The sequence below is a fragment of the Martelella sp. AMO21009 genome, assembly GCF_053484295.1.
On the sequence record NZ_JBAKFR010000009.1, the window covers coordinates 83,583 to 107,629 of the forward strand.

26 protein-coding genes are annotated in these 24,047 nt (G+C 62.9%); 14 read left to right on the forward strand and 12 right to left on the reverse strand.

Going from position 1 to position 24,047, the window contains the following annotated elements; genetic code table 11:
• The first annotated feature begins 17 nt into the window (after positions 1 to 17).
• The 3 genes from V6766_RS12540 to V6766_RS12550 all read left to right on the forward strand — a co-directional run bounded on the left by V6766_RS12540 (position 18) and on the right by V6766_RS12550 (position 1,489).
• Positions 18 to 797, forward strand: a complete 780-nt coding sequence (locus V6766_RS12540; protein WP_448467022.1) for an N-formylglutamate amidohydrolase — start codon at positions 18 to 20, stop codon at positions 795 to 797.
• A gap of 20 nt (positions 798 to 817) precedes the next feature.
• Positions 818 to 1,123, forward strand: coding sequence for a DUF1244 domain-containing protein (locus V6766_RS12545; RefSeq protein ID WP_448466897.1), 306 nt, complete (start codon positions 818 to 820; stop codon positions 1,121 to 1,123).
• 99 nt (positions 1,124 to 1,222) lie between these two features.
• Positions 1,223 to 1,489 carry a DUF2312 domain-containing protein gene (locus V6766_RS12550; RefSeq protein ID WP_018066314.1) on the forward strand — a complete coding sequence of 89 codons (267 nt, stop codon included), beginning with the start codon at positions 1,223 to 1,225 and terminating at the stop codon, positions 1,487 to 1,489.
• A gap of 81 nt (positions 1,490 to 1,570) precedes the next feature.
• On the opposite strand, the gene V6766_RS12555 is transcribed toward V6766_RS12550, so the two are convergent.
• Positions 1,571 to 2,329 (reverse strand): sulfite exporter TauE/SafE family protein, encoded by a 759-nt coding sequence (locus V6766_RS12555; RefSeq protein WP_448429697.1) that lies wholly within the window; start codon positions 2,327 to 2,329, stop codon positions 1,571 to 1,573.
• A 99-nt stretch (positions 2,330 to 2,428) separates the two neighbouring features.
• Between V6766_RS12555 and V6766_RS12560 the strand changes: the two genes are divergently transcribed.
• The 7 genes from V6766_RS12560 (at position 2,429) to V6766_RS12590 (ending at position 9,659) form a co-directional block, all read left to right on the forward strand.
• Positions 2,429 to 3,076 (forward strand): thiamine phosphate synthase, encoded by a 648-nt coding sequence (locus tag V6766_RS12560; protein WP_448466899.1) that lies wholly within the window; start codon positions 2,429 to 2,431, stop codon positions 3,074 to 3,076.
• A 7-nt stretch (positions 3,077 to 3,083) separates the two neighbouring features.
• Positions 3,084 to 4,166 (forward strand): tetratricopeptide repeat protein, encoded by a 1,083-nt coding sequence (locus V6766_RS12565; protein WP_448466901.1) that lies wholly within the window; start codon positions 3,084 to 3,086, stop codon positions 4,164 to 4,166.
• Positions 4,167 to 4,300: 134 nt separating this feature from the next.
• Positions 4,301 to 5,443 carry a GGDEF domain-containing protein gene (locus tag V6766_RS12570; RefSeq protein WP_448466903.1) on the forward strand — a complete coding sequence of 381 codons (1,143 nt, stop codon included), beginning with the start codon at positions 4,301 to 4,303 and terminating at the stop codon, positions 5,441 to 5,443.
• A 109-nt stretch (positions 5,444 to 5,552) separates the two neighbouring features.
• Positions 5,553 to 6,350 carry an inositol monophosphatase family protein gene (locus V6766_RS12575; RefSeq protein ID WP_026173738.1) on the forward strand — a complete coding sequence of 266 codons (798 nt, stop codon included), beginning with the start codon at positions 5,553 to 5,555 and terminating at the stop codon, positions 6,348 to 6,350.
• Between the two features lie 155 nt (positions 6,351 to 6,505).
• On the forward strand, positions 6,506 to 7,540 hold the full coding sequence (locus tag V6766_RS12580; protein ID WP_448466906.1) for a flagellar motor protein MotA: 1,035 nt from the start codon (positions 6,506 to 6,508) through the stop codon (positions 7,538 to 7,540).
• Between the two features lie 2 nt (positions 7,541 to 7,542).
• On the forward strand, positions 7,543 to 8,574 hold the full coding sequence (locus V6766_RS12585) for a peptidoglycan -binding protein (RefSeq protein ID WP_448466908.1): 1,032 nt from the start codon (positions 7,543 to 7,545) through the stop codon (positions 8,572 to 8,574).
• Positions 8,575 to 8,783: 209 nt separating this feature from the next.
• On the forward strand, positions 8,784 to 9,659 hold the full coding sequence (locus V6766_RS12590; RefSeq protein WP_448466910.1) for a DMT family transporter: 876 nt from the start codon (positions 8,784 to 8,786) through the stop codon (positions 9,657 to 9,659).
• Here V6766_RS12590 and V6766_RS12595 read toward each other — a convergent pair whose 3' ends face one another.
• A complete protein-coding gene (locus V6766_RS12595) occupies positions 9,660 to 11,456 on the reverse strand; it encodes an ABC transporter transmembrane domain-containing protein (protein WP_448466912.1) in 1,797 nt (598 codons plus the stop codon).
• 194 nt (positions 11,457 to 11,650) lie between these two features.
• Here V6766_RS12595 and rpmE point away from each other — a divergent pair, with 194 nt between their 5' ends.
• On the forward strand, positions 11,651 to 11,872 hold the full coding sequence (gene rpmE, locus V6766_RS12600) for a 50S ribosomal protein L31 (RefSeq protein WP_180897611.1): 222 nt from the start codon (positions 11,651 to 11,653) through the stop codon (positions 11,870 to 11,872).
• A 97-nt stretch (positions 11,873 to 11,969) separates the two neighbouring features.
• Here the strand turns inward: rpmE and rcdA are convergent, their stop codons facing one another.
• The 3 genes from rcdA to V6766_RS12615 form a co-directional block, all read right to left on the reverse strand.
• Entirely contained in the window at positions 11,970 to 12,482 is a 513-nt protein-coding gene (gene rcdA / locus V6766_RS12605; protein WP_448466914.1) for a protease adaptor protein RcdA, read from the reverse strand.
• Positions 12,483 to 12,756: 274 nt separating this feature from the next.
• Positions 12,757 to 12,945, reverse strand: coding sequence for a DUF1192 domain-containing protein (locus V6766_RS12610; protein WP_448466916.1), 189 nt, complete (start codon positions 12,943 to 12,945; stop codon positions 12,757 to 12,759).
• Positions 12,929 to 14,230 carry an MFS transporter gene (locus V6766_RS12615; protein WP_448466917.1) on the reverse strand — a complete coding sequence of 434 codons (1,302 nt, stop codon included), beginning with the start codon at positions 14,228 to 14,230 and terminating at the stop codon, positions 12,929 to 12,931. The genes V6766_RS12610 and V6766_RS12615 overlap by 17 nt, the downstream gene beginning before the upstream one ends.
• A gap of 194 nt (positions 14,231 to 14,424) precedes the next feature.
• Between V6766_RS12615 and V6766_RS12620 the strand changes: the two genes are divergently transcribed.
• The gene (locus tag V6766_RS12620) at positions 14,425 to 14,583 is read left to right on the forward strand and encodes a hypothetical protein (protein ID WP_448466919.1); all 159 of its coding nucleotides are present in this window, start codon (positions 14,425 to 14,427) and stop codon (positions 14,581 to 14,583) included.
• A 286-nt stretch (positions 14,584 to 14,869) separates the two neighbouring features.
• On the opposite strand, the gene V6766_RS12625 is transcribed toward V6766_RS12620, so the two are convergent.
• From V6766_RS12625 to V6766_RS12640, 4 genes are all read right to left on the reverse strand, one after another.
• Complete coding sequence (locus tag V6766_RS12625) at positions 14,870 to 15,652, reverse strand: amino acid ABC transporter ATP-binding protein (RefSeq protein ID WP_448429666.1); 783 nt, start codon at positions 15,650 to 15,652, stop codon at positions 14,870 to 14,872.
• A gap of 18 nt (positions 15,653 to 15,670) precedes the next feature.
• A complete protein-coding gene (locus V6766_RS12630) occupies positions 15,671 to 16,825 on the reverse strand; it encodes an amino acid ABC transporter permease (protein WP_448466922.1) in 1,155 nt (384 codons plus the stop codon).
• 1 nt (position 16,826) lies between these two features.
• The gene (locus V6766_RS12635; protein ID WP_448466924.1) at positions 16,827 to 18,020 is read right to left on the reverse strand and encodes an amino acid ABC transporter permease; all 1,194 of its coding nucleotides are present in this window, start codon (positions 18,018 to 18,020) and stop codon (positions 16,827 to 16,829) included.
• 116 nt (positions 18,021 to 18,136) lie between these two features.
• Positions 18,137 to 19,165 (reverse strand): amino acid ABC transporter substrate-binding protein, encoded by a 1,029-nt coding sequence (locus tag V6766_RS12640; protein ID WP_448429660.1) that lies wholly within the window; start codon positions 19,163 to 19,165, stop codon positions 18,137 to 18,139.
• A gap of 374 nt (positions 19,166 to 19,539) precedes the next feature.
• Between V6766_RS12640 and V6766_RS12645 the strand changes: the two genes are divergently transcribed.
• Entirely contained in the window at positions 19,540 to 20,727 is a 1,188-nt protein-coding gene (locus V6766_RS12645; RefSeq protein WP_448466926.1) for a cystathionine beta-lyase, read from the forward strand.
• A gap of 68 nt (positions 20,728 to 20,795) precedes the next feature.
• Here V6766_RS12645 and V6766_RS12650 read toward each other — a convergent pair whose 3' ends face one another.
• From V6766_RS12650 to V6766_RS12660, 3 genes are all read right to left on the reverse strand, one after another.
• Positions 20,796 to 21,470 carry an SH3 domain-containing protein gene (locus V6766_RS12650; protein WP_448429656.1) on the reverse strand — a complete coding sequence of 225 codons (675 nt, stop codon included), beginning with the start codon at positions 21,468 to 21,470 and terminating at the stop codon, positions 20,796 to 20,798.
• 125 nt (positions 21,471 to 21,595) lie between these two features.
• Positions 21,596 to 22,765, reverse strand: coding sequence for an FAD-dependent monooxygenase (locus V6766_RS12655; RefSeq protein ID WP_448466928.1), 1,170 nt, complete (start codon positions 22,763 to 22,765; stop codon positions 21,596 to 21,598).
• Between the two features lie 43 nt (positions 22,766 to 22,808).
• Positions 22,809 to 23,054: a zinc-finger domain-containing protein gene (locus V6766_RS12660; protein WP_448466930.1), complete on the reverse strand. Its 246-nt coding sequence runs from the start codon at positions 23,052 to 23,054 to the stop codon at positions 22,809 to 22,811.
• 131 nt (positions 23,055 to 23,185) lie between these two features.
• Here V6766_RS12660 and V6766_RS12665 point away from each other — a divergent pair, with 131 nt between their 5' ends.
• Positions 23,186 to 23,971, forward strand: a complete 786-nt coding sequence (locus V6766_RS12665; protein ID WP_448466932.1) for an alpha/beta fold hydrolase — start codon at positions 23,186 to 23,188, stop codon at positions 23,969 to 23,971.
• Positions 23,972 to 24,047: the final 76 nt, after the last annotated feature.

A 24,047-nucleotide genomic window follows, 5' to 3' on the forward strand; every position in this document is an offset into this window, starting at 1 on the left:
ATTCCGACCGGATATCCATGGCGAACATGTGCGCTTTTGAAGTTTTAGAAGGGATTTATGACAGCGGTTTGGTGCTGCTCGCCGATCACGCCATGGCCCGTGTGCCGGCGGAATATGGCGATCTCGGCCTTGATCGCTCGGTGTTTGCGCGTCACATCGCCTATGATATCGGGATCGAGGCGTTGACGCGCGCGCTTGCCGCCGAACTTTGCTGTCCCGCCGTCATGGCCACCTTTTCGCGTCTGCTGATCGATCCGAACCGGGGCGAGGACGATCCGACGCTGATCATGAAACTCTCCGATGGTGCGATCGTGCCGGCCAATCATCCGCTTTCTCCTGAGGAACGCGAAAGGCGGCTCGAACGCTATCACCGGCCCTATCACCGCGCCATCGACGCGCTTATCGAAAAGACCGCTTCGGCCACCGGTCGCCCGCCGCTGGTGATCTCGCTGCACTCGTTCACACCGTTCTGGAAAGGCGTGGCGCGGCCGTGGCATACCGGTGTCCTGTGGGACGGCGATCCGCGCGCGGTGCGTCCGCTGATCGATGCGCTTGCCGCCATCGAAGGCGTGATCGTCGGCGACAACGAGCCCTATGACGGCGCACTGAAGGGCGATACGATGAACCGGCACTGCATGGAAAAAGGCATCGCCCACGCGCTTCTTGAAGTGCGTCAGGATCTGATCGCCGATGCCGGCGGCGTTGCGCTGTGGGCGGGGCGGATCGCCCCCATTTTGGCCGCTTTGAATGCCGATGATGACGTGCATGTGCTGCGGCATTTCCCCTCGCGAGTCTGAAAACCAATATGGAGACGATCATGGAAAAGCTTAGCGCAGAACAGAAGCGTGATCTGGAGGCCGCCGCGTTCCGAAGGCTCGTCGCGCATCTTAGCGCGCGCACCGATGTGCAGAATATCGACCTGATGAACCTTGCCGGTTTCTGCCGCAACTGTCTTGCCAACTGGTATCGCGAGGCGGCGGAACAGGATGATATTCCTATGACCAAGGATGAAGCCCGCGAGATCATCTACGGCATGCCCTATGACGAATGGAGGGCCCGCCACCAGAGCGAGGCGTCGGACAGCCAGAAGGCCGCGTTCGAAGCGTCGAGACCGCGCGATTGAGTGGAACAATCGGTCCCCGCCGCATTATCGGCCTTGACCTCTCACGCGGTTTTCGGCAGGCAGGGCCCCACGTATTTTCTGTGACATAAGGAGTTGAGCATGGCCGACGACGCACACGGCATAGCGCGCGATCAGTTACGTTCGATCATCGAGCGGATCGAACGTCTGGAAGAAGAAAAGAAGACGATCGCCGACGACATTAAGGATGTCTATGCCGAGGCCAAGGGCACCGGCTTCGACACCAAGGCGCTGCGCAAGATCATCGCGCTGCGCAAGAAGGACGAGCAGGAGCGCATGGAAGAAGAAGCCGTGCTCGATACCTACATGATCGCGCTCGGCATGATCCGCGCGCCGGAAGAGGAATAGGCGGCTCCGGCGCTTCAGCCGGAACAGGCTTTGCCTCTTTCGTTTCGTGCGTCCGGAAACCCCGCTTCTTTCGGACGCGCTTTAAAACCCGTCCAGCACCAGTTTCAGCCCGGCAAGCCCCGCCATGGCATACATCAGCGGATAGAACACTTCCATCCGCATCCGCTTGATGATCATGCCGCCCGCGATCGTCGCGATCACGGCGAAGGGCAGCAGGCTTGCCGAGGCGGTGAGATTGGGCGCTCCGAGTTCGCCCAGGAAATAATAGGGCGGCAGCTTGATGAAGTTGACGATCGCGAAGAAGCGCACGCTTGCGCCGGTATAGCTTCTCGGATCGAGCTTCAGCGGCAGGGTGTAGATCTGGAAGGGCGGGCCGCCGGAATGCGAGATGAAACTGGTATAGCCGGCAATGCCGCCCCAGAAGGTGCCGGCGACCGGTCGCTGCGGAGCTGCCGGCTTTTCGATCTTCTCGCCCGGCTTCCAGCGGTCGTAGAAATATTTGCCGGCAAAGGCGAGCGTGGCGATCCCGACCAGCATACGCGTCAGCTCGAACGGAACCGTCGAGAAAGTATACCACCCGAGCGCCGTCCCGATCAGCGCGCCGGGCAGCAGCATTACGAGCGTCGGCCAGTGGTTATAGTGACGCCAGGTCCACAGCGCCACGATGTCCATGACGATCAGGATCGGCAGCATCACCGCGGCCGCTGTCGCCGGTTCGACGACGAAGGTGAGAATCGGCACGCCCAGCAGCGAAAGGGCGCCGCCCATGCCGCCCTTGGCAAGGCCCACGAGTATCACGGCGGGAATTGCCGCAGCATAAAAGATCGGATCGGGAAGCATGAAGTCAAAGCACCTGTTGAAACTCCGCTCTAACGGATTTATCCGGGGAAGGCGAGACCCCCGGATTGGGCGAGGCGGGCGCGAAAGGGATTGAGCGAGATGACTGTGGAACAGGATCGTTGCCGGCTGGTGCTGGTGGTGCCGGAAATTGCCGAGGGCGGCGATCAGCAGCGGCTGCTGGCCGATGCGTTGCGCGGCGGCGACGTCGCCTCCGTCATCCTGCCGCAATATGGCGAGGACATCGAGGCTTTCCAGCGCCGCGCCGAACGACTGGTGCCGATCATCCAGGAGCATGGCGCCGCGGCGCTGATTGCCGGCGACAGCCGCGTTGCCGGGCGCGCCAAGGCTGATGGCATTCATGTCTCGGGCCCTGAGCTCGCCGATGCGATGGAGCGGTTCTCGCCGCGCATGATCGTCGGCGTCGGCGGATTGAAGGATCGCCATGCCGCCCTTGAAGCGGGCGAGGCCAATCCCGATTATGTCTTCTTCGGCATGCTCGACGGCGATACCCACGCAGCGCCCCATCCCAAGAACCTCGATCTTGGCGAATGGTGGGCCTCGATGGTGGAAATACCCTGCATCGTGATGGCGGGCAGCGACCCGGCGGGCGTTATTGACGTGGCGCTGACCTTCGCGGAATTTGTCGCCGTCAGAAAGGCCGTCTTCGACGCGCCCGGTGGCCCCGCCGCCATGGTGGCCGAGATCAACGCCGCGCTTGACGAAAAAGCGCCACGCTTTGGCGATTAGGAAGGCTATGAGCGCTCGTTCCATCGTCACTGCTGCTGTTTTGCTGGCGCTTGCGCCTGGCCTTTGCCTTGCTGCGACGCGGGGGCAGTTCGCGACCGAGCCGGATCTGGTCGCGGGCGACCGGGTTTCGCTCTTCGGCGGCGGGCATCTGCTGCCGCCGGGGCTGGAACCCGACAGGCCTGCGCCCTATCGTTTCGCGCTTGCCGAGCCGGTCGACGACGCGCTTCCCGCGCTGCCGCCCGAGCCGGCCTATGACGGGCCAGTCGATCTCGCCTATGGCGCCTATCAGCGCGGCGCCTATGATGAAGCGTATGAGGCGGCGTTGCAGCGGTCCGGTCGCGGCGATCCGCGCGCGGAAACCCTGATCGGCGAACTGGTGGAGCGAAACCTGATTGCCGAGGAAAGAGCCGGTCCCGCGCTTGAATGGTACCGCATGGCGGCCGAAAGCGGCCAAGCTTTCGCGCTGAACCGCTACGGCATGGCGCTTTTGTCCTCCGACGACGAGGCCGACAGGGAAAAGGGCGCCGCGCTGGTGCAACAGGCTGCCGAAGCGGGCGATCCGCTTGCCCAATTCAATTATGGCAGCCTGCTAATCGAGCAGAACCCAGGCAAGGAGGGGCTGAATCTCGCTCTGCCGTGGTTCGAGGCATCGGCCGAGGCCGATATCGCCGACGCGCAATATGCGCTGTCGCAGATCTATCCGGCTCTGGACGACCTTCCGGAGGAGAAGAAGGCGCTCTGGAAATTCTGGCTGCGCCGCGCCGCCGATGGCGATCACGATACCGCCCAGCTCGATCTCGCGCTGGCGCTGATCAACGGAAGGGGAATGCCGCGCGATCTCGAGCAGGGCGTCGACTGGCTGCGCCGCGCCGCGCTCAACGGCAATCCGGCGGCGATGAGCAGGCTCGCCTATCTTTACAGCCAGGGCATCGGCGTGCGTGAAGACAAGGAAACGGCGGCGACCTTCTATCTCAGCGTTCGGCGGCTGGGGCTGATCGAACCGGGGATGGAGGCGCTTATCGACGATCTCGACGCCCAGACCAGGGCTGCTGCCGACCGCCGTTCGCGCGCGCTGGCGCAAAGATACTAGCCAAAAACGCGCCGGGAGCACGCGGTCGATGATCAATTTTCCTGTTCCTCGCGCGTCAGTTTGTGTATTTTCCGTTGTGACAGGTTGTGACTATATTTTGATGAGCGCGACTGGTGGAGGTTGGGGGAAGTTTCTTGGGGCGCCTGGATACTGTCGGTGAATTGATCACGAGCCTGGGACTCGGTGCGCTGATCGTCCTTGGCTACGGCTTTGTCCTTCGCCATGTTCGTCAGCCCCGTCATCGCTCCTATGCTAGCGCTGTCGTTTTTGCCGGCGGCGCGATCGCCGCGATGATGAACGCGATAGAAACGCAGTCCGGCTATGTGTTCGATACCCGCGCGGTCTTCGTGGTTCTTTCCGCCGTCTTCGGAGGGCCGCTTGCCGGCCTGATTGTCAGCGTGATCGCGGCCGCGTTCCGCATCTGGATCGGCGGCGCTGGCGTGGCGGCGGGGGTTGTCGGCATCGCCATGGCCGGCGCGATCGGGATCGGCTTTGCACTTTTCGGTCCCAAGAACCAGCGCTTTCGGTCTCTCCTGCTGCTTGGCTGTCTCAGCAACATCTATGTCCTGTCATTGCTATTGGCGGGGTTCGAGCGGGCGTTCGATCTGTTCGCCGTGATCGGCGCGCCGCTGATCGTGATCAATACCCTCGGCACGGTCCTGCTTGGAACGGCACTGGAATCGACGAGACGCGCGACCTCCTATCTGCACGATGTCGAGTTCAATGCCGACCGCGATCCGTTGACCGGGCTCCACAATCGGCGGGCGCTCTCCCAGCTCGAATTCACGATCGACCGGGAGGCCGCCGCCGGAGAGCAGAAGGATGGTTGCGTCATCCTGTTCGATATCGACCGCTTCAAGGCGGTCAATGACCGCTATGGCCATCCCCGCGGCGACGAGGTGCTGAAGCAGGTGGCCAAAACGATCGTCACCCGTATCCGCCGGTCCGATTTCGCCGTGCGCTATGGCGGCGAGGAAATCGCCATCATCCTGCTGGCGACAACGGTGGACAATGGCTTCCGCGTGGCCGAACAGATCCGGACCACGATCGAGAAACTGGAATTTACCTTCGAGGGGCAGACATTCTCGATCACCATCAGCGCCGGCGTGGCCGGTTTTGCCGCCGGCGAGACGCGGTTGGCGGTGGCGCTCGATTATGCCGACCGGGCGCTCTACCGCGCCAAGAATGCCGGTCGCAACCGAACCGAAGTGCTCGATTTATCGTCGAAGAAGGCCGAACGTTCCGACGACGAAGCGCTTCAGGGCGATTCGATTTAGGCCTGCGGGCCTTGAATTTCACCGCGTTCTGTGATCATGAACCGCCGTGTCGCAAAAGCGCCGCGCGTTGCTCACCGCGCAGGCGCTCACAACCAAGGAAAATTTCCCGATGGCCCGTTCAGCTCTTCTCAACGTCATGGTGCAGGCTGCCCTTAAAGCCGGGCGCTCGCTGACGCGCGATTTCGGGGAGGTCCAGAACCTGCAGGTCTCGGTCAAGGGGCCATCCGATTTCGTCAGCCAGGCAGACCTGAAGGCTGAAAAGATCGTGCATACCGAACTGATGCGGGCCCGGCCGACCTATGGTTTCCTGGGCGAGGAAGGCGGCGAGGAAAAGGGCACGGACGGCCAGCACCGCTGGATTGTCGATCCCCTCGACGGCACCACCAATTTCCTGCACGGCATACCCCAGTTCGCCGTCTCGATCGCGCTTGAGCGTTCCGGCGAAATCGTGGCCGGCGTCATTTTCAACCCCGCGCTCGATGAACTGTATGTGGCTGAAAAGGGCGGCGGCGCGTTCTGCAACGACCGCCGGATCCGCGTTTCGGCGCGCCGAAAACTCTCCGACGCCGTCATCGGTTGCGGCGTTCCCCATCTCGGTTTTGGCCATCATGGCAAGTTCCTGGTCGAACTGCGCCATGTGATGGGCGAGGTCGCCGGCATCCGCCGTCTTGGCGCCGCATCGCTCGATCTCGCCTATGTCGCGGCCGGTCGCATGGACGGCTTCTGGGAGGAAGGGCTCAACGCATGGGACATGGCGGCGGGCCTGATCATGATCCGCGAGGCTGGCGGTTTCGTCTCCGACATGAAGGGCGGCCAGCAATGCCTTGAGACCGGCAGCGTGATTGCCGGCAACGAGATGATCCGCATTGCGCTTTACGACCAGCTTCAGCGCCGCCTCGAAAAATAGGCTTTGCGGTTTTGCGCCGCGCCCTTCAAATCGCCGTCGTTTTCGAATAGAGGTTGCAGAGCCAGCCGCTTCCGGCCCGCAGGCGTGGGCAGGGGCGGCGGACTGTAGCACAAGCCGCTTTCGGCCGAGCCGAAGTCGAGCGCAGAGCGGAGGAATTGGCGAATATGTCGGATTTCGAACTCGAGCATGATGACCGGCGCGCCCCGCCGCGTCCGGGCTATGCGCAAAAGATGTCGAGCCCGATGTCCTTTGTCTGGACGATGGTCATCTTCCTGATCCTGATCGGCTTCTGCGTCGCCATCCTCTACCGTCAGGCCCACACCGCCTTCATGACCAATCCCGGCCTCAACGGGCTGATCCTCGGCGTGCTCCTGATCGGCATCCTGATGGTGTTTTCCCAGGTGCTGGCCTTGCGCCGCGAGGTCGGCTGGCTGAATTCCTTCCGCGCCGCCGGCAGCGCCGATCGCGTCGGGCGCGACCCCAAGCTGCTCGCGCCGATGCGCGCGCTGATCGGCAGCCGCCAGACCATGTCGCTTTCGACAACGTCGCTCCGCTCGATCCTCGATTCGATCGCGACCCGGCTTGACGAGCAGCGCGATACCTCGCGTTATCTCGTCGGCCTTCTCGTCTTTCTCGGCCTGCTCGGCACCTTCTGGGGCCTGCTCAACACGATCGGCTCGATCGGCGACATCATCCAGAATCTCGACCCCAATGCCGGCGATTCCTCCGATGTTCTCGATGCCCTCAAGTCGGGCCTGTCCGGGCCGCTCTCGGGCATGGGCACGGCATTCTCGTCCTCGCTGCTCGGTCTTTCCGGCTCGCTCGTGCTCGGCTTTCTCGACCTTCAGGCCGGCCGCGCGCAGAACCGTTTCTACATGGAACTCGAAAACTGGCTGTCCTCGGTGACCGACGTGACTTCCGACCTTGCACCGGCGCTTGAGGGCTTTGCCAGCGGCTCCAGCGAACAGTTCGAAATTCTGGCCGAGGAGCTGCGCCGGATCGCCGAGAACGGCTCTGGCGCGGGCTCGGTGCCGGCGATGGCCCAGCTTGCCGAGGGCATTCAGGGCGTCGTCAAGAACATGCGCAACGAGCAGCAGATGCTGCGCGACTGGATCGAGGCGCAACATGAAGAATCCCAGGAACTGCGCCGCACCCTGCAACGCCTGACTGACAAGCTCGGGGATCGCTGACCATGGCGCTTGCCCGCAACCGCCGTTCCAATCGCAGCGTCGATTACTGGCCGGGCTTTGTCGATGCGCTCGCCACGCTGCTTCTGGCGATCATGTTCCTGCTCACCGTGTTCGTTATCGGCCAGTTCATCCTGACGCGCGAAATTTCCGGCAAGGACGAGGTGCTGAACCGGCTGAACAGCCAGATCGCCGAACTGACCCAGCTTCTGGCGCTCGAAAAGGGTAACACCCAGGACGCCGAGGACATGATCGCCTCGCTGCAGGCCTCGCTGTCATCTGCGGAGGCCGCGCGCAGCCGCCTGCAGGCGCAGCTCGATGCCGGCGCGGGCGCAAGCGACAGCGCTCAGGCGCAGATCGGCGCGCTGTCCGAGGACCTCGAGGCCGAGCGTCAGCTTTCTGCGCGCGCGCAGAACCAGATCGCGCTTTTGAACCAGCAGATCGCGGCGCTCCGCGCCCAGCTTGCCGCCGTCGAGGAGGCGCTGGAGGTCTCCGAGGCGAAGGACGAGGCCTCGCAGGCGCGGATCGCCGATCTCGGCCGCAGGCTGAACGTCGCGCTGGCCCAGAAGGTGCAGGAGCTGAACCGCTATCGTTCCGACTTCTTCGGTCGGCTGCGGCAGATTCTCTCCGACCGCGAGAATATCCGCATCGTCGGCGACCGCTTCGTGTTCCAGTCGGAAGTGCTGTTCCCGTCCGGATCGGACGAGCTCAATGATGACGGCCGCGTCGAACTCGGCAAGCTCGCCGATGCGCTGCTCGAAATCGTTCCCGAAATTCCCGAGGACATCAACTGGGTCCTGCGCGTCGACGGCCATACCGATGACGTGCCGATCCGCCCCGGCGGCCAGTTCGCCGACAACTGGGAACTGTCATCGGCGCGCGCCAACGCCGTGGTGCGCTACCTGATTTCCGAGGGCGTTCCGGCGAACCGGCTGGTGGCGGCGGGCTTTGCCGAGTATCAGCCGATCGCGGAGGGCAACTCGCCCGAAGCGCGCGCCCAGAACCGCCGTATCGAGTTCAAGCTGACGGAGCGGTAGCGCGCCGTGTATCGGTGCGCGGAACGCTCCGAGCGGCTGTGAGTAAGCCGCGGGCTTGCCTTCCGCGCCGCTCTTTTCTATCCTTCCCGCTCCGCAAGGATGGCGAGGCGCTTGCGCCCTACCATCGCGCTTTTCCTGCGCTGATCTTCCTGTCAAGCGGACGAGGGCTCCTCCAGGAAGCATTCCTTATTGCTTTGGCAGGAGAAGCCATGTCCATGTTCAGCGCCGCCCGGCGGCCCAGTACGCGCCTTGTCGCTACCCTTCTGATGATCGGCGGCGTCGCCTCGTTTACCCTCGTCGACACGTTTTCCAAGACGCTCACCGACCGCCACGCGCCGGTCGTGGTGATGTTCATGCAATACGGCCTGGCGGCGGTGATGATGTTGCCGGTGGCGCTCGGTCGCGGCGCGGCGGGCTTTCGCATCATCGGGCCGCGGCTTCTGGTGCTGCGCGCCGCGATCGGCGTCGTCGTCAGTTTCCTGATCGTGACGTCACTGTCGCTGCTGCCGTTCACGGTCGCGGCGACGCTGTTGCAGCTCGAGACACTGTTCTTCATTCCGCTGGCGATCGTGCTGTTGAAGGAGCGCGCGGACTGGCGGCGGTGGTTCGCGGTCGGTCTCGGGCTTGCCGGCGCACTTCTGATCCTGCGTCCCGGCACGGAGACCTTTCAGGTCGCCGGCCTTGTGGCGGTTGCCGCCGCGATCGCGCTCGCGCTGAAGAATGTCGTGCTGAAGCAGGTCGCGATGAGCGAGGCGACGGTGCCGGCGCTGTTCTGGATGTATGTGCTGATGGCCGGCATCGCCGCGGTCCCGGCATGGTTCTACTGGACCGGCATGAGCGCCGCCGATTTCGGCCTGTTCGTCATCTCGGCCGCGCTGGTCAACGCCAGCAATTACTGCATGCTGCGGGCGTTCTCGATGGCCGATGCCGTGCAGTTGACGCCCGCGCTGCACACCGCCCTGCCGATGGCGGTGCTGATCGGCCTCGTCGTCTTCGGTGAATGGCCGAGCCCGATTGTCTGGGCGGGCATTACGCTGATTTTCCTCGCGACTTTCATGCCCTCGGGCCCGGCAAAAACCGAGTAGCTACCCGGCGCGCCGCTCGGTCTCGACATCGAATTGCAGGCGCGCGAGTCGGGCGTAGAGGCCGTTCTTCTTCACCAGCGTTTCGTGCCGGCCCTCCTCGATGATCCGGCCCTCGTCCATGACCACGATCCGGTCGGCGGAGAGCACGGTGGCGAGCCGGTGCGCGATCACCAGAGTGGTGCGGCCCTGCATCAGCGTGCCGAGCGCCTGCTGCACCAGGATTTCGCTTTCCGCGTCAAGCGCCGAGGTCGCCTCGTCGAGCAGCAGAACCGGCGCATCGCGCAGCACGGCGCGGGCGATCGCGATCCGCTGGCGCTGGCCGCCGGAAAAGGTGATGCCGCGTTCGCCGGCCATGGTGTCGTAGCCATTCTCGAGTTTCGAGATGAAGCCGTCAGCCTGGGCGGCAATGGCGGCGGCGCGAACCGCCTCGCGGCTCGCATCGGGGCGTCCCAACGCGATATTGTCGTGGATGCTCGCCGCGAAGATCGCGACATCCTGCGGGACCAGAGCAAACCGTTCGCGCAGCGCCTCAGGGTCGACATCGCGCAGGTCGAGCCCATCGAGCGTGATGCGGCCCTGATCGGGATCGTAGAACCGCAGGAGCAGCGAGAACAGCGTGCTCTTGCCGGCACCCGAGGGGCCGACGACGGCGACGGTTTCGCCCGGCTGAACATTGAGCGAGACGCCCGAAAGCGCCCCGGCCTTGGCGCCGCCCGTCGGATAGCGGAAGGCGACGTTCTCGATGGCGATTGCGCCGGTGGCGGGCTGGGGCAGGGGAAGGGGATTTTCAGGCGCTGCGATCTGGCGCTGTTCGTGGAGAAGCTCGGTCAGGCGTTCGGCAGCGCCCGCGGCAAGCGAGAGTTCGCCCCAGACTTCCGAAAGCTGGCCGAGCGCGCCGGCGGCGAGCACCGAATAGAGCAGGAACTGGCCGAGCGTGCCGCCCGACATCGTGCCCGCCAGAACCGACTGCGCACCGAACCAGAGGATGGCGGTGATCGAGCAGAACACCAGGCTGATGGCGACCGCCGTCAGCGCGGCCCGCGCCTTCAGCGTCTTGCGGGCGGCCGCAAAGGCGTTCTCGACCGCCGAACCGTAACGCCGGCCGGCCATCGCCTCGGCGGTAAACGCCTGCAGCGTCCGGGTCGCGCCGATCGCCTCGCCGGCAAAGGCGGTGGCATCGGCGAGTTCGTCCTGCGCGGCGCGCGAGCGCGAGCGGACGTTGCGGCCGGCCGCGATCAGCGGCAGCACCACGATCGGGATCGCGGCGATCGCCATCACCGAGAGCTTTGGCGAGGTATAGACCATCATCGCCAACGCGCCGATGCCCATGATCAGATTGCGCAGCGCGATCGAGGCGGTCGCGCCGAAGGCCGACTTGATCTGCACCGTATCGGCGGTCAGCCGCGAGACGATCTCGCCGGACTGGTTAACGTCGAAGAAGGCGGGCGACAGCCGCACGACATTGTCGAACACGTCGCGGCGCAGGTCGGTCACGACCCGTTCGCCGAGAATCATCACGAAGAAATAGCGCAGCGCGCTCGATATCCCGAGCGCCAGCGCCATCAGGCCGAGGACTATGAAGTAGTTGTTGATCAGATTGGCGTCGGAATCGGAAAAGCCATGGTCGATGACCCGGCGCACCGCGATCGGCAGCGCAAGCGTGACGAGGGAGGCGGAAAGAAGGAAGATCAGCGCGCCCGCCACAAGCCCGCGATAGGCGCGGATATAGGGCAGCAGGCCGGCAAGCGGGCTCAGCGCGCGTATCCTTTCGCCCCCGGATGATTCATTTCGGCTCAATGGATTTTCCTCGTTTCCGCCGGTCACCGATATTGCTTTCGGCGGCTCTTGTTATTCGCCTCACGTTCCTGTATAGCGACCGCAACCTTTTCGACAGCCGTGGCCTTTTTGAGGTCTCACGGCTTTGTTTATTCAATAGGCCCGGCCGGCGCAATGGCCGCCAGACCTGAAACGAGCTTGCAGGAACGAGAGTTATGAAGGCTGATATTCATCCCGATTATCACACGATCAAGGTCGTCATGACCGACGGCACGGAATACGAAACCCGCTCGACCTGGGGCAAGGAAGGCGATGTCCTGAACCTCGACATCGACCCGACCTCGCACCCGGCATGGACCGGCGGCTCGCAGCAGCTGCTCGACCGCGGCGGCCGCGTTTCGAAGTTCAACAAGCGCTTCGGCGGTCTCGGCATCTGATTGCTGCCCGAGAGACGATTTTGAAAGACCCGGCCATCGCGCCGGGTTTTTTTATTGTGCTGTTTTGTCGCAGGGAAATGGGCCGGATCCGGCCCGCTCAGCGCCGTGCGAAGGCGGTCTGCAGCAGGTCGATCTGGGCGATCACCTGGTTTTCGGGAATTTCCGGGGCTTCGGCCTCAGCGGTCTTCATCAGGCTGTCGTCGAGCTTGCGGATGCGGGCCTCAAGCCGGTCGGTATGGGCGGCGAGATCGCGGAAACCGGGGGGCAGTTCGTTCCAACCGTGCGGGATGCGGTCGTCGCCGTCACCCAGCCGGAGCTTGCGGCGCTCCTGCACGACCTGATCCAGCGTCATCTCGCCGGTGTTGAGCGAACGCTGCAGCAGCAGCCAGGAGGCAAGCTGCATCAGCCGGGTCGTCAGCCGGATCGATTCCGTGGAATAGAGCGCGGCGCCAAGCGGGCTCAGCATTTTCGCGGCGGCCCGGCCCGGACCATCCAGATAAGCCGCCGTTGTTTCCACGAGTTTCATGCCCTCGGCATAAAGCGCGTAAAACTGCGGAGAGCTTGCGGCCCTGCCGGCGAAATCTATGGGTTTGGGCCCGGAACTGGTCATCAACTTACTCTGGCTACGCTGCCTGCCCTTACGAGCGGGACTTGGACACTACCGAAAACAAATATACCTGTAGCGCAAAACCGCAAGACGTTTCTTAATGAAAGGTTAATACCCACTGCCAATCAGGAAAAGGCAAAAAAAAGAGCCGCGAATAGGCGGCTCTGAAGTCAGAGGGTGATGATCGGAATCAAGACAGAGGTTCCGATACCGCATTGCGGATGTCCCCAATAAAATCCTGGAAAGGTTAATATTGCGTTTACGCGCCGGGTGGGCGTTATTTCTTGAAGAAACTTTCGGCTGTTTGCCTGTCGCTGCCCTTGCGCGCGATCGCCGCCTCGATGCGTTCGATCTCGGCTCTGAGCGCCGCCGCGAAGTCTTTCAGCGCCTCGACGGAGTGCTGCTCGAGATCGGAACCGATCACGTAATCGCTCTTCTTCGGCGCGGGTTCATCCTCGTTCCACATTCTCGGCCTCCTCGTTCGCCGGCGCGCGTTCGGCGCTTTCTTCCTCATACTCCCGGGGCGGCGTTCTGAACGCAACCCCCTCGCGGGTGGAGACCGGCGTGGCCGCGTCCGGCATCGCCATGAAGGCTTCGCGCTCGGCCATCGGCACGGGCGCACGCAGACGCGCGCGCAGCAGCGCATAGGCGAGGATCAGCAGGTGCGCGGTGGCGGTGATGATGAACAGCGCATAGGGGCCGAATGCCGACATGACAGGGCCGCCCACCGTCGGCCCGATGATCGTGCCTATCCCGAACAGGAACAACAGGCCGCTCGAAATCTTCACATAGTCTTCCGGCCGGGCGAAGTCGTTGGCGTGCGAGGCGGTGATCGGGTAGAGCACGTTGGCGGTCGCGCCGTAGATCACCACGAGGCCGATCAGCACCTCCGCGCCGGGCTTGAGCAAAAAGATCAGCACCGCGGCAAGCGCCGCGCAGCCGGCAAGCGCGGCGATCACATAGCGCCTGTCGGTCATGTCCGAGATCTTGCCGAACGGCACCTGCGCCACCGCGCCCGCGAGAATCGCGCCGGTGACGAGAAAGGCGATCTCCGCATCCGGCAGACCGGCGCGGGTCGCAAACACGGCGACCAGCGTGCCGAACGCGCCATTGGCGATGCCGGTCAACAAAACCCCGAGACAGGCGACCGGCGAATTGCGGTAGAGCAGCTTGATGTCGATCCTGACCGCCTCGAGCGGACGCGGCGAGGCCGCGTTCGACATGGTCGTCGGCAGCATGGCCACGCAGTAGAATATGCCGGCCACCATGAACAGGATCGCGGTGTTGGTGTTGCCGAAGCCGACCACAAGCTGGCCGCCGACCACGCCGAAAAGGGTGATGCCGGTATAGAAGGTGAAGACCACGCCGCGGCTGGAATTGTCGACCCGCTCGTTGAGCCAGCTTTCGATAATCATCTGGGTGCCGGCCATGGCAAAGCCGGTCGCGGCCCTGAGCGCGATCCAGGCATATTCGTCGATGTAGATGCCGGTCATCAGCGCCACCATGCAGATGATGGCGATGAAGCCCGAAAACGCGCGCACATGGCCGATGCGCATGATCAGCTTCGGGGCGAATAGACAGCCGAGCACGAAGCCGCTCGCCCAGGACGTACCGATAAAGCCCAACGCGGTGTCGCTGTAGCCCTCCGCCGCGCCGCGCAGAGGCAGAAGCAGGCCGTGCAGACCATTGCCGAGGAAGAGAAACAAGGTGCCGAGCAGCAGCGCGAAAACGGGAAGTAAATTGCGTTTCATCAATGAACCTGGGTAATCTGAAATCAATTTTGGCGGGTATGGTTGCAACGCAACATGACCGCACTTGTTCCGGCGCGATTCTATCACCTGCGCGGCAAATTGCACTGTCGAATTATGGCTGTCGCGGGTGACGCGGCCGGCCTATCGCTGTATGAGGGGCGAAAGCCCGTTGCGCCGGGCGGATGAGGAGAGACATGGCCAAGCTGATATCGCTGCTGCTGATCGCCGCCATGGCGGTTCAAATCATCAAACCGCTCGGGCTGCCGGGGCTGAAGAAGCGCATGGATTTCTGGAAGATCGCGGTGTTCGCGCTGGCGATGACGGCGCTGGTGGTGGCGATTCGGCCGGGCTGAGGCAGAGCGAAAAGGTGGGTCATAGGGTCGCGCCTCAGACTGCCGACAAAGCCGGAAACGCGCAGCTCGTTGTCTCCATCGGCCTCACCACATGGGTCATGCTCGGACTTGATCCGAGCATCCAGGCGGATTAAGGCATTGATCAACCATACCCTTTGGCAAGCATTCGTCGTGTTTCCTGGATCCTCGGGTCGAGCCCGAGGATGACGCGGAGTGTTGGGGCAGGCTTGTCAACCCACTGAGGCGGACCGGCCGGCCAGCCTTTGCATTTTGAGTGCGCTCAAGCCTAATGCAGGATCTGGCTCAGGAACAGTTTGGTGCGTTCGTGCTGCGGGTTGTCGAAGAACTCGGCGGGCGCGTTCTGTTCGACGATCTGGCCCTGGTCCATGAAGATCACGCGGTTGGCGACCTGGCGGGCGAAGCCCATTTCGTGGGTCACGCACAGCATGGTCATGCCTTCCTCGGCAAGGCCCACCATGGTGTCAAGCACTTCCTTGATCATTTCCGGGTCGAGCGCCGATGTCGGCTCGTCGAACAGCATGATCTTCGGGTTCATGCACAAAGAGCGGGCGATCGCCACGCGCTGCTGCTGACCGCCGGAAAGCTGACCCGGATACTTGTCCGCCTGCTCCGGGATCTTCACACGCTCGAGGTAATGCATCGCGATTTCCTCGGCCTGCTTCTTCGGCATCTTGCGCACCCAGATCGGGGCGAGCGTGCAGTTTTCCAGGATGGTGAGATGCGGGAACAGGTTGAAGTGCTGGAACACCATGCCGACCTCGCGGCGGATCTCGTCGATCTTCTTAAGGTCGTCGGTCAGCTCGATATTGTCGACGATGATCGTGCCCTTCTGGTGTTCCTCCAGCCGGTTGATACAGCGGATCATCGTGGATTTGCCCGAGCCGGACGGGCCGGCGATGACGATGCGCTCGCCCTTCATCACCTTCAGGTTGATGTCGCGCAGCACGTGGAAGTCGCCATACCATTTGTTGACGTTGATCATGTCGACCGCGACCTCGGTATCCGAGACGGTCATGTGGGAGGTGTCGATGGTGTCTACATTTGTCATTGCGGTGCTCTCAAAAATCTAGCTTCTGTGTCCGGTGTCGAGATGGCGTTCCATGAAGCTGGAATAGCGCGACATGCCGAAGCAGAAGACCCAGAAAACGAGACCGGCGAAGATCAGGCCGGTGATCGGGGTGACGGGCGAGGCCCAGGAGGAATCGGTGAAGTTGAACTTGATGATGCCGAGCAGGTCGAACATGCCGATGATCGAGACCAGCGAGGTGTCCTTGAAGATCGAGATGAACTGGTTGACTATCGCCGGGATCACCAGCTTGATCGCCTGCGGCAGGATGATCAGCCGCATGGTCTGCCAGTAGCCGAGGCCGAGCGAGGCCGCGCCCTCGAACTGTCCCTTCGGCATCGCCTGAAGCCCGCCGCGGATCACCTCGGCCATATAGGCGGAGATAAACAGCGACACGCCCACGATCGCGCGCAGGAACTTGTTGATCGTCATGCCTTCCGGCAGGAACAGCGGCAGCATCACGCTCGCCATGAACAGGATGGTGATCAGCGGAACGCCGCGCACCACCTCGATGAACATGATGGAAAGCGTGCGCACCACCGGCAGTTTCGAACGCCGGCCAAGCGCCAGAAGAATGCCGAAGGGCAGCGACACCGCGATCGCGAAATAGGACAGGATCAGCGTCACCATCAACCCGCCCCAGGCCGAAGTGTCGACCACCGGCAGGCCGAAGACGCCGCCATAGATGATGAAGAAGCCGAAGATCGGAAGCACGATGAACAGCGCCAGCGCGTTCCAGCCCTTGAACGGGGCCTTCGGCATCAGCATCGGGATCAAAAGCGCGGTGAAGATGACCGCCACCAGCACGGGACGCCAGAGCCACGGATCGGGATAGCGCCCGAACAGGATCTGATCCATCTTGTTGCCGATGAAGGCCCAGCACGCGCCGCTCCAGCCGTCGGGCTTGATGCCGCCCTGGGCAATGGTGGCGCAGGCCGCGCGGTCCGTGCCGGTCCAGGCGGCGTTGATCAGCAGCCAATCGACCATGGGCGGTATCGCCCAGACAAGAAAGACGATGGCGATCAGCGTCAGGATCGTATCCTTGGGGGTGGCGAACAGGTTGGCCCTGAGCCACTGGATCGCGGTCCCTTCTTTCTTCGGCGCAGGCTGCTGTTCCTGCATTTCCTTTCGGACATAAGCCAGATCTTGCGCCATCTTATCTCTCCACCAGAGCCATCTTGGCGTTGAACCAGTTCATGAAGATCGATGTCAGGATCGACAGCGTGAGATAGATGATCATCCAGATCGTAACCACCTCCACGGCCTGCCCCGTCTGGTTGAGGACGGTCTTGCCGACGGCGACGATATCGGCATAGCCGATCGCAACCGCGAGCGAGGAGTTCTTGGTCAGGCTCAGATATTCGGATGTCATCGGCGGGATGATGATCCGCATGGCCTGCGGCACGACGACGAGCCGGGTGACCTTGCGCGGATGCAGGCCAAGCGCGCTGGCGGCTTCCGTCTGGCCCTTGGCGACGCCGAGAATGCCGCCGCGGATGATCTCCGCCATGAAGGCTGCGGTATAGAGCGAGAGCGCCAGATAGAGCGACATGAATTCCGGGCCGAGAACCGCGCCGCCCGAAAGGTTGAAGCGGCCTTTGACCGGAATGTCGAAGGTGACCGGCATGCCGGAGACGAAATAGGCGATCAGCGGCAGCAGGATCAGGATCGCGATGCTGACCCTGATCGTCGGAAATTGCTGGCCGGTCGCCATCTGGCGGCGCTTGGACCACATGGCGAGCGCCACGACGGCGACGATCGCCGCCACCAGCGCCGCGCCCATCAGCCAGGAACCGGGGCCGAAGATCGGCGTGGGGAAGGCGAGGCCGCGATTGTTGAGAAAGATATCGAGCGGCAGCGTGATCGAATCCCGCGCCGAGGGCAGGAGCGCCAGAACGCCGGTGTAGAAGAAGAAGATGACCAGCAGCGGCGGAATGTTGCGGAAGATTTCGACATAGACCTCGCTGAGCTTGGCCACGAGCCAGTTCGACGAAAGCCGTCCGATGCCGACGATGAAGCCGATGATCGTCGCTGTCACGATCCCCGCAAGCGAGACGATGACCGTGTTGATGATGCCGATGACGAGCGCCCGGCCATAGGTCATGTCGTTATTGTAGGCGACCGGCGTCTGCGCGATATCGAAACCGGCGCGGCTATCGAGAAAGCCGAAACCCGAAGCGATGCCGGCGTTTTGAAGGTTGGTGATGGTGTTGTCGGTGACCCACCAGACAAATCCTACGACCAGAATGACCGTCACCAACTGGTAGACGAAACCTCTGACGGCGGGATTGTATAGAAGTGCGGCAGCCCGCGACTCCCCCAAGGGAGCGTTGCTAGTCGTGTCAGCCATGTGTTCCCCGGTTTGCCCGAAAGGTTTATGTTATTTTGCCCGGAAGGGTTCTTATTTTATACGGCGCATGGCGGATGACCGCCATGCGCCTGATTGTATAGGTTTATAACCGCAGCTTAGCGGATCGGCGGGCCGTACTGCAGGCCGCCATCGGTCCACAGCGCGTTCAGGCCGCGGTCGATCTTCAGCGGGCTGCCCGAGCCGACGGTCTTGTCGAAGACTTCGCCGTAATTGCCGACCAGCTTGATGACGTTATAGGCCCACTTCTCGTCGAGGCCGAGATCGGCGCCGAGCTTGCTGTCGGTTTCGGTACCTAGCAGACGCTTGATCCCCGGATTGTCGGAGGATTCGGCAATCTCATCGACGTTTTCGGAGGTTATGCCGAATTCCTCGGCGTTCAGCATCGCGTAGTGAACCCACGATACGACGTCGCCCCACTGGTCGTCGCCCTGGCGCCATGCCGGGCCGAGCGGCTCCTTGGAGATAATTTCCGGCAGGATCACGTAGTTGTCCGGATCGGTGAGCGTCAGACGGATCGCATAAAGGCCCGACTGGTCGGTGGTGTAAACGTCGCAACGGCCCTGGTTGAAGGCATTGTTAACGTCTTCGAGCTGTTCGTAAACGACCGGGTTGTAGTCCATGCCGTTGGCCGAGAAGTAGTCGGCGAGGTTCAGCTCGGTGGTGGTGCCGGACTGCACGCAGACGGCAGCGCCGGAGAGTTCCTTGGCCGAGGAAACGCCGAGGTCCTTCGGCACCATGAAGCCCTGGCCGTCATAGTAGTTGACGGTGCGGAAATCGAGGCCGAGCGAGGTGTCGCGCGACAGCGTCCAGGTGGTGTTGCGGCTCAGAACGTCGATTTCGCCGGACTGCAGCGCCGGGAAACGGTCGGTTGCCGTCAGGGCAACGAAATTCACCTTGTCGGGGTCGCCGAAGATCGCGGCAGCGATGGCGCGGCAATATTCGACGTCCAGACCGGACCAGTTCCCCTCATTGTCGGGCGCGGAAAAGCCCTGAAGGCCCGTGCTGACGCCGCAGGTCAACGTTCCTTTGGACTTCACGTCGTCAAGTGTCGCGGCCGCAGCGCCCTGGGCGCCAAGACCCAAGACTACTGCGCCGATCGCGGCTGACAGAATCGTCTTTCTCATTTTCCCAACCTTTGTTTATCGTTGAAATCTTGAGTTGCCGCCGCGACCAGTTCAGCTTCAGGCCGGTAACGACAACTGCCCGCTACCCCTCGGGGCGAGCGGACTTATCACAGTCGTTATTTTCCGGATGGTCAATACTCGGCTGTCAAAAATGGTCTGTTTTCATGGAAAAGGTACACTTTAGTCTAATAAATGAGCAGGGAGCCAAAAACTGTGCGTGACGTTGCTGGGAAACAGGGCAGGTCGTTGTCTTGTTTGTTTTATTGACTGTCGATCAACTACCGCGAAATCGTTCAGCCTTGACTGGCCTTGACCGGCCTTCCGCAAAACTTCAAAACACCGGTGCGTTTTTCACAACCGTGCGATTGGATGCCATGGCCAGAATACCAGATGCCGCCTCTAAGCGGGGCGACAATACCAAGCTCGCCCATTGCGGGAACGACCCGCACGCCTTTCACGGCTTCGTCAATCCGCCGGTGGTGCATGCCTCCACCGTGCTGTTTCCCGATGCCAAAACCACCGTGGAAGGGAGCCAGAAATACACCTATGGCACCCATGGCACGCCGACCACGGATGCGGCCAACGCGGCCTTCACCATGCTGGAAAACGCCGCCGGCACGCTGCTCTACCCGTCGGGTCTTGCCTCGATCACCATGCCCTGGCTTGCCTTCCTCAGGCCCGGGGATCACATCCTGATCGTCGACTCGGTCTATGATCCGGCCCGACGTTTCGCCGACAACGTGTTGACGGGGCTCGGGGTCGAAATCGAATATTACGACCCGGCGCTCGGCGCGGATATCGAGGGCAGGTTCAGGCCGAACACGAAGCTCCTGCATACCGAGTCCCCCGGCTCGAACACGTTTGAAATCCAGGACATTCGGCTCCTGTCCGACATCGCCCACGCCCATGACGCGATCGTGTCGATGGACAATACCTGGGCGACGCCGCTCTATTTCAAGCCGCTCGATTTCGGCGTCGATCTGTCGCTCAATGCCGCGACGAAATACCCGTCCGGCCATTCCGATATCCTCATGGGCACGGCCTCGGCCAATGAGCGTTGCTTCCCGCAGCTTCTCGAGCATTACACCTGGACCGGCATGTGCGCGGCCCCGGACGATGCCTACCAGATCCTGCGCGGCCTGAGGACCATGGGCGTGCGGCTTGCCCATCACCAGAAGAGCGCGCTCGAGATCGCAGCCTGGCTGGAAGGCCAGTCGGGGGTATCGCGGGTGCTGCATCCCGGCCTGCCGTCATTTCCCGGCCATGATCAATGGAAGCGCGATTTCAAGGGCGCGACCGGGCTGTTCTCGATCGTGCTCGCCGCGGAGGAGGGCGCCTTCCGCCGCCGCCAGCACGCCTTCCTCGACGCGCTGGACCTGTTCGGCATCGGCTATTCCTGGGGCGGCTATGAATCGCTCGCGGTTCCGGTGAACCTTGCGAACCGCACGATCAGCAAGGCGCCCGCGGATGGCCCGCTTATCCGCCTGCAGATCGGCCTTGAAGATGTTCAGGATCTGATGGCCGATCTCGAAAAGGGACTGGCGGCTGCGCGGGCGGCATAGCGGCCGCCACCTGTTCTTGGGTCTATACGGAAAAGCCGGCGATCGGATGCGATCGCCGGCTTGTTTTTTTACCACCGTCCCCCGCGATGACCGCCGTGGAACTCCATCGGAGGGCGGTGATATCCGGGCGGCGGGCCGCCGTGATAATAGGGCGGCGGCGGGCGATAGCCGGGCCGGCCGACCGGCGGATAATGCGGCGGCGGAGGCTGGCGGTAGACCGGACGCGGTCCGCCCCATGGCGGGCGATATCCGGGCGGCGCGCGCCAGCCGGGCGGCGGACCACCCCAGCCGGGCGGGGCGCGCCAGCCAGGCGGCGGATAATAGGGGCGCGGCGGATAATAGGGCGGATAGCGGCCCCACGTATTGTACCAGGGATAGCCGCGATAATAATTGTTCCAGTAGGACTGGGAAAACGCGGTGATCGCAACGCCGGCGCCAAAGGCGATCGCCGGCGACAGCGTCTGGCGCTGGTTCTGGTAGACGATCTGGATGTAGCGCGCCGCCAGCCAGCCGCGATAATTGGCGTAGGACACGTCGCACCAGCTGTAATCGGCAAGGCAGCCATTATTGACGAGGCTGGCGCCCGCCGGAACAACGGTGACCTTGGGATAGGACGTCGAGGGACCGGCGCGAAGATTGACGTTGGAGGTGGCGTAGGCGGCGGTCGCCGCATGCGCCTGAACCGACATCAGCGCTGCCGCCAGCGCGATGCCGGCAGATTTAATAACGGCGCTTGCTCTCATGGTTTCTCCCCGAAAAAAGTGTTGAAGCCGATGCTAACACAAAACGAACTATGAGGCGCGGAAGCTGAAGGCCAGATGAACGAAGGCCGGGGCAACCGGCCATCCCGGAACTTGCGCAACCGGCGTCAGGCCTGATGAAGACCATAGGCCTCATAGCCATAAAGCCAATTCAGCTCCCGGACAAGGGAATCGGGCGATCGCATGGCCAGCACGGCGTCGCGGCCGAGCCGGAAGGGGCCGCGCGCATGGTAGGCGAACCTGTTCAGGCCGGTGCGCTTCTTCAGCCGCTCCAGCCGCGGGCGACGATGGGCCTCGAAGGCCGCAAAGGCCGTTGGCGCAGGCATTTCGGCCAGAAATGCGGCAAGCTCGAAGCCGTCCTCGATCGCCATGGCCGCACCCTGCGCCGAAAACGGCATCATCGCATGCAGCGCGTCGCCGATCATGATCGTGTCGGCGCCATTGTGCCAGCGGCCGTCGCCCACCTCGTAAAGCGGCCAGGCTGCGGGTGAGACCTTTGAGAAAAGCCGTTTGAGCGCTCCGTTCCAGCCGCCGAAATGCTTTTCGCGGGCCACCTGCCAGCTATGATCGGCATTGCCGTCCCAGGTCTCGCCCGGGTTGGCGCCTGCGGCGATCGCCACAAGGTTGAAGCCGCTGACATCGCGCAGCGGATAGGCCACAAGGTGGGCGCTCGGCCCCATGAAGGCGGTGATGTGCTCGCGGTTCAGGAAGGCCGGCGTATCTTCCGACGAGACCACGAAACGCCAGGCGATATTGCCGGAAAAACGCGCCGTCGCGCTGCCCTCTATCCGGCCGCGGCTGGCGGACCAGACGCCGTCGGCGCAGATGATGGCATCGGGCTTGCGGTCGCCGTTTGCGGTGCGCGCGGCGATATCGCGAGAGGTCGCCCGCGCGCCAAGCTTCAGGTTGACGCGCGGTTCTTCGGCGACCGCCTGTGCCAGCGCCGTTTGCAAGGTGGCGCGGTGCAGCACGCCATAGGGCGCGTTCCAGCGCGCGCGGGCCTCGCTCATCGGCAGACCGGTGATCCGGCGAAGGCTGACGCCGGAGGCAAGGGTGATCTCGCGCGGCTCGCGCCACTGGCTTTCCAGCCGGGAGAGCACGCCGACCCGTTCAAGGCAGCGCGCGGCGTTGGGCGAAATCTGCAGGCCTGCGCCGACCTCGTTCAGTTCTTCCGCCTGTTCGAAGATATCACTGGAAATGCCGCGCCTGGCGAGCGCCAGCGCCACGTTCAGCCCGGCAACGCCCGCTCCGATGATGGCGACATGTTGAACTGTCATGGCATTCCTTGACCGCCGAAAGCGTCGTCCGGCGGGCGCGCGGTCAGGCCGCGTCGACCTGATAGGCGCAGCCGGGCGGGTTGGTCTCATCTGCGTGAAGGGCGGGGTTGTAGCGGTAATGCGTCGAGCAATAGGAACAGACAGCCTCGTCGTCATCGCCCATATCGATGAAGATATGCGGATGGTCGAAGGGCGCGGACGCGCCGACGCACATGAATTCCTTCACCCCGACCTCGATGGAGCGATGTCCCTCGTCGTTCTTGAAATGCGCGATCGCGTGACCAGCCATAATTGTCTCCGGTTCCTTGAGCTTTCGGCACGGACACTATAACTCTTTGCCGCAAATGTGTAGTACCCGATTTGTCGCTGAGGCGGCTTTTCGCGGGCTTGTTTTTGACGACCATCAGCCGCGGTGCAGCCATGAATTTCAATCTCCCGGATTTCGACAGTTTCAGCCATGACGGCCTCGATCTTTCCTATTTCGATGTCGGCAACGGCGAGCCTGTCCTGCTGATCCACGGCTTCGCCTCGACCGCTTCAGTCAACTGGGTGCATCCGGGCTGGCTGAAGACGCTGGGCGAGGCGGGCTACCGCGTGATCGCGCTTGACAATCGCGGCCATGGCAAGAGCGACAAGCCGCACGATCCCGAATTCTATTATCCGAGGCTGATGGCCGGAGATGCCGCGGCCCTGCTCGATCACCTCGGCATCGAAAGCGCCCATGTGATGGGCTATTCCATGGGCGCACGCATCGCCGCCAATCTGGCGCTCGCCCATCCTGAAAAGGTCCGCAGTCTGGTCTTCGGCGGCCTCGGTATCGCGCTTTGCGACGGGGCAGGCGACTGGGACCCGATCGCCGAAGCGCTGCGCGCGCCTTCGCTGGAAGATGTCACCCATGAGCGCGGCCGCATGTTCCGCGCCTTCGCCGACCAGACCAAAAGCGACCGGATCGCGCTCGCCGCCTGTATCGAGACCTCGCGCGAGCTCGTGAGCCGCGAGGATGTCGGCCGCATCACCGCGCCGACGCTGATTGGGGTCGGCACCCGCGACGATCTCGCGGGCTCCGCCCAGACGCTTGCCGGGCTGATGCAGAATGCGCGGGCGCTCGACATTCCGAACCGCGACCACATGCTTGCCGTCGGCGACAAGGTGTTCAAGCAGGCGGTTCTGGATTTCCTTCAGGACGTGGCCGACACGAAAAACTGAAGACCGCCGCATTGGTAATTGCGGCCGGCTGATCTATATTCCCGCAAATTGCGTCCTTTACCGTGCTGACGGTGCC

Bases quoted from the DNA above. Each gene is read 5' to 3' on its own strand.
- V6766_RS12555 (WP_448429697.1), bottom strand. From the start codon at position 2,329: ATGCTTCCCGATCCGATCTTTTATGCTGCGGCAATTCCCGCCGTGATA.
- rcdA (WP_448466914.1), bottom strand. From the start codon at position 12,482: ATGACCAGTTCCGGGCCCAAACCCATAGATTTCGCCGGCAGGGCCGCA.
- V6766_RS12540 (WP_448467022.1), top strand. From the start codon at position 18: ATGGCGAACATGTGCGCTTTTGAAGTTTTAGAAGGGATTTATGACAGC.
- V6766_RS12585 (WP_448466908.1), top strand. From the start codon at position 7,543: ATGGCGCTTGCCCGCAACCGCCGTTCCAATCGCAGCGTCGATTACTGG.
- V6766_RS12590 (WP_448466910.1), top strand. From the start codon at position 8,784: ATGTCCATGTTCAGCGCCGCCCGGCGGCCCAGTACGCGCCTTGTCGCT.
- V6766_RS12630 (WP_448466922.1), bottom strand. From the start codon at position 16,825: ATGGCGCAAGATCTGGCTTATGTCCGAAAGGAAATGCAGGAACAGCAG.
- V6766_RS12640 (WP_448429660.1), bottom strand. From the start codon at position 19,165: ATGAGAAAGACGATTCTGTCAGCCGCGATCGGCGCAGTAGTCTTGGGT.
- V6766_RS12625 (WP_448429666.1), bottom strand. From the start codon at position 15,652: ATGACAAATGTAGACACCATCGACACCTCCCACATGACCGTCTCGGAT.
- V6766_RS12650 (WP_448429656.1), bottom strand. From the start codon at position 21,470: ATGAGAGCAAGCGCCGTTATTAAATCTGCCGGCATCGCGCTGGCGGCA.
- V6766_RS12550 (WP_018066314.1), top strand. From the start codon at position 1,223: ATGGCCGACGACGCACACGGCATAGCGCGCGATCAGTTACGTTCGATC.
- V6766_RS12645 (WP_448466926.1), top strand. From the start codon at position 19,540: ATGGCCAGAATACCAGATGCCGCCTCTAAGCGGGGCGACAATACCAAG.
- V6766_RS12660 (WP_448466930.1), bottom strand. From the start codon at position 23,054: ATGGCTGGTCACGCGATCGCGCATTTCAAGAACGACGAGGGACATCGC.
- V6766_RS12615 (WP_448466917.1), bottom strand. From the start codon at position 14,230: ATGAAACGCAATTTACTTCCCGTTTTCGCGCTGCTGCTCGGCACCTTG.
- V6766_RS12560 (WP_448466899.1), top strand. From the start codon at position 2,429: ATGACTGTGGAACAGGATCGTTGCCGGCTGGTGCTGGTGGTGCCGGAA.
- V6766_RS12575 (WP_026173738.1), top strand. From the start codon at position 5,553: ATGGCCCGTTCAGCTCTTCTCAACGTCATGGTGCAGGCTGCCCTTAAA.
- V6766_RS12655 (WP_448466928.1), bottom strand. From the start codon at position 22,765: ATGACAGTTCAACATGTCGCCATCATCGGAGCGGGCGTTGCCGGGCTG.
- V6766_RS12545 (WP_448466897.1), top strand. From the start codon at position 818: ATGGAAAAGCTTAGCGCAGAACAGAAGCGTGATCTGGAGGCCGCCGCG.
- V6766_RS12665 (WP_448466932.1), top strand. From the start codon at position 23,186: ATGAATTTCAATCTCCCGGATTTCGACAGTTTCAGCCATGACGGCCTC.
- V6766_RS12620 (WP_448466919.1), top strand. From the start codon at position 14,425: ATGGCCAAGCTGATATCGCTGCTGCTGATCGCCGCCATGGCGGTTCAA.
- V6766_RS12565 (WP_448466901.1), top strand. From the start codon at position 3,084: ATGAGCGCTCGTTCCATCGTCACTGCTGCTGTTTTGCTGGCGCTTGCG.
- rpmE (WP_180897611.1), top strand. From the start codon at position 11,651: ATGAAGGCTGATATTCATCCCGATTATCACACGATCAAGGTCGTCATG.
- V6766_RS12610 (WP_448466916.1), bottom strand. From the start codon at position 12,945: ATGTGGAACGAGGATGAACCCGCGCCGAAGAAGAGCGATTACGTGATC.
- V6766_RS12635 (WP_448466924.1), bottom strand. From the start codon at position 18,020: ATGGCTGACACGACTAGCAACGCTCCCTTGGGGGAGTCGCGGGCTGCC.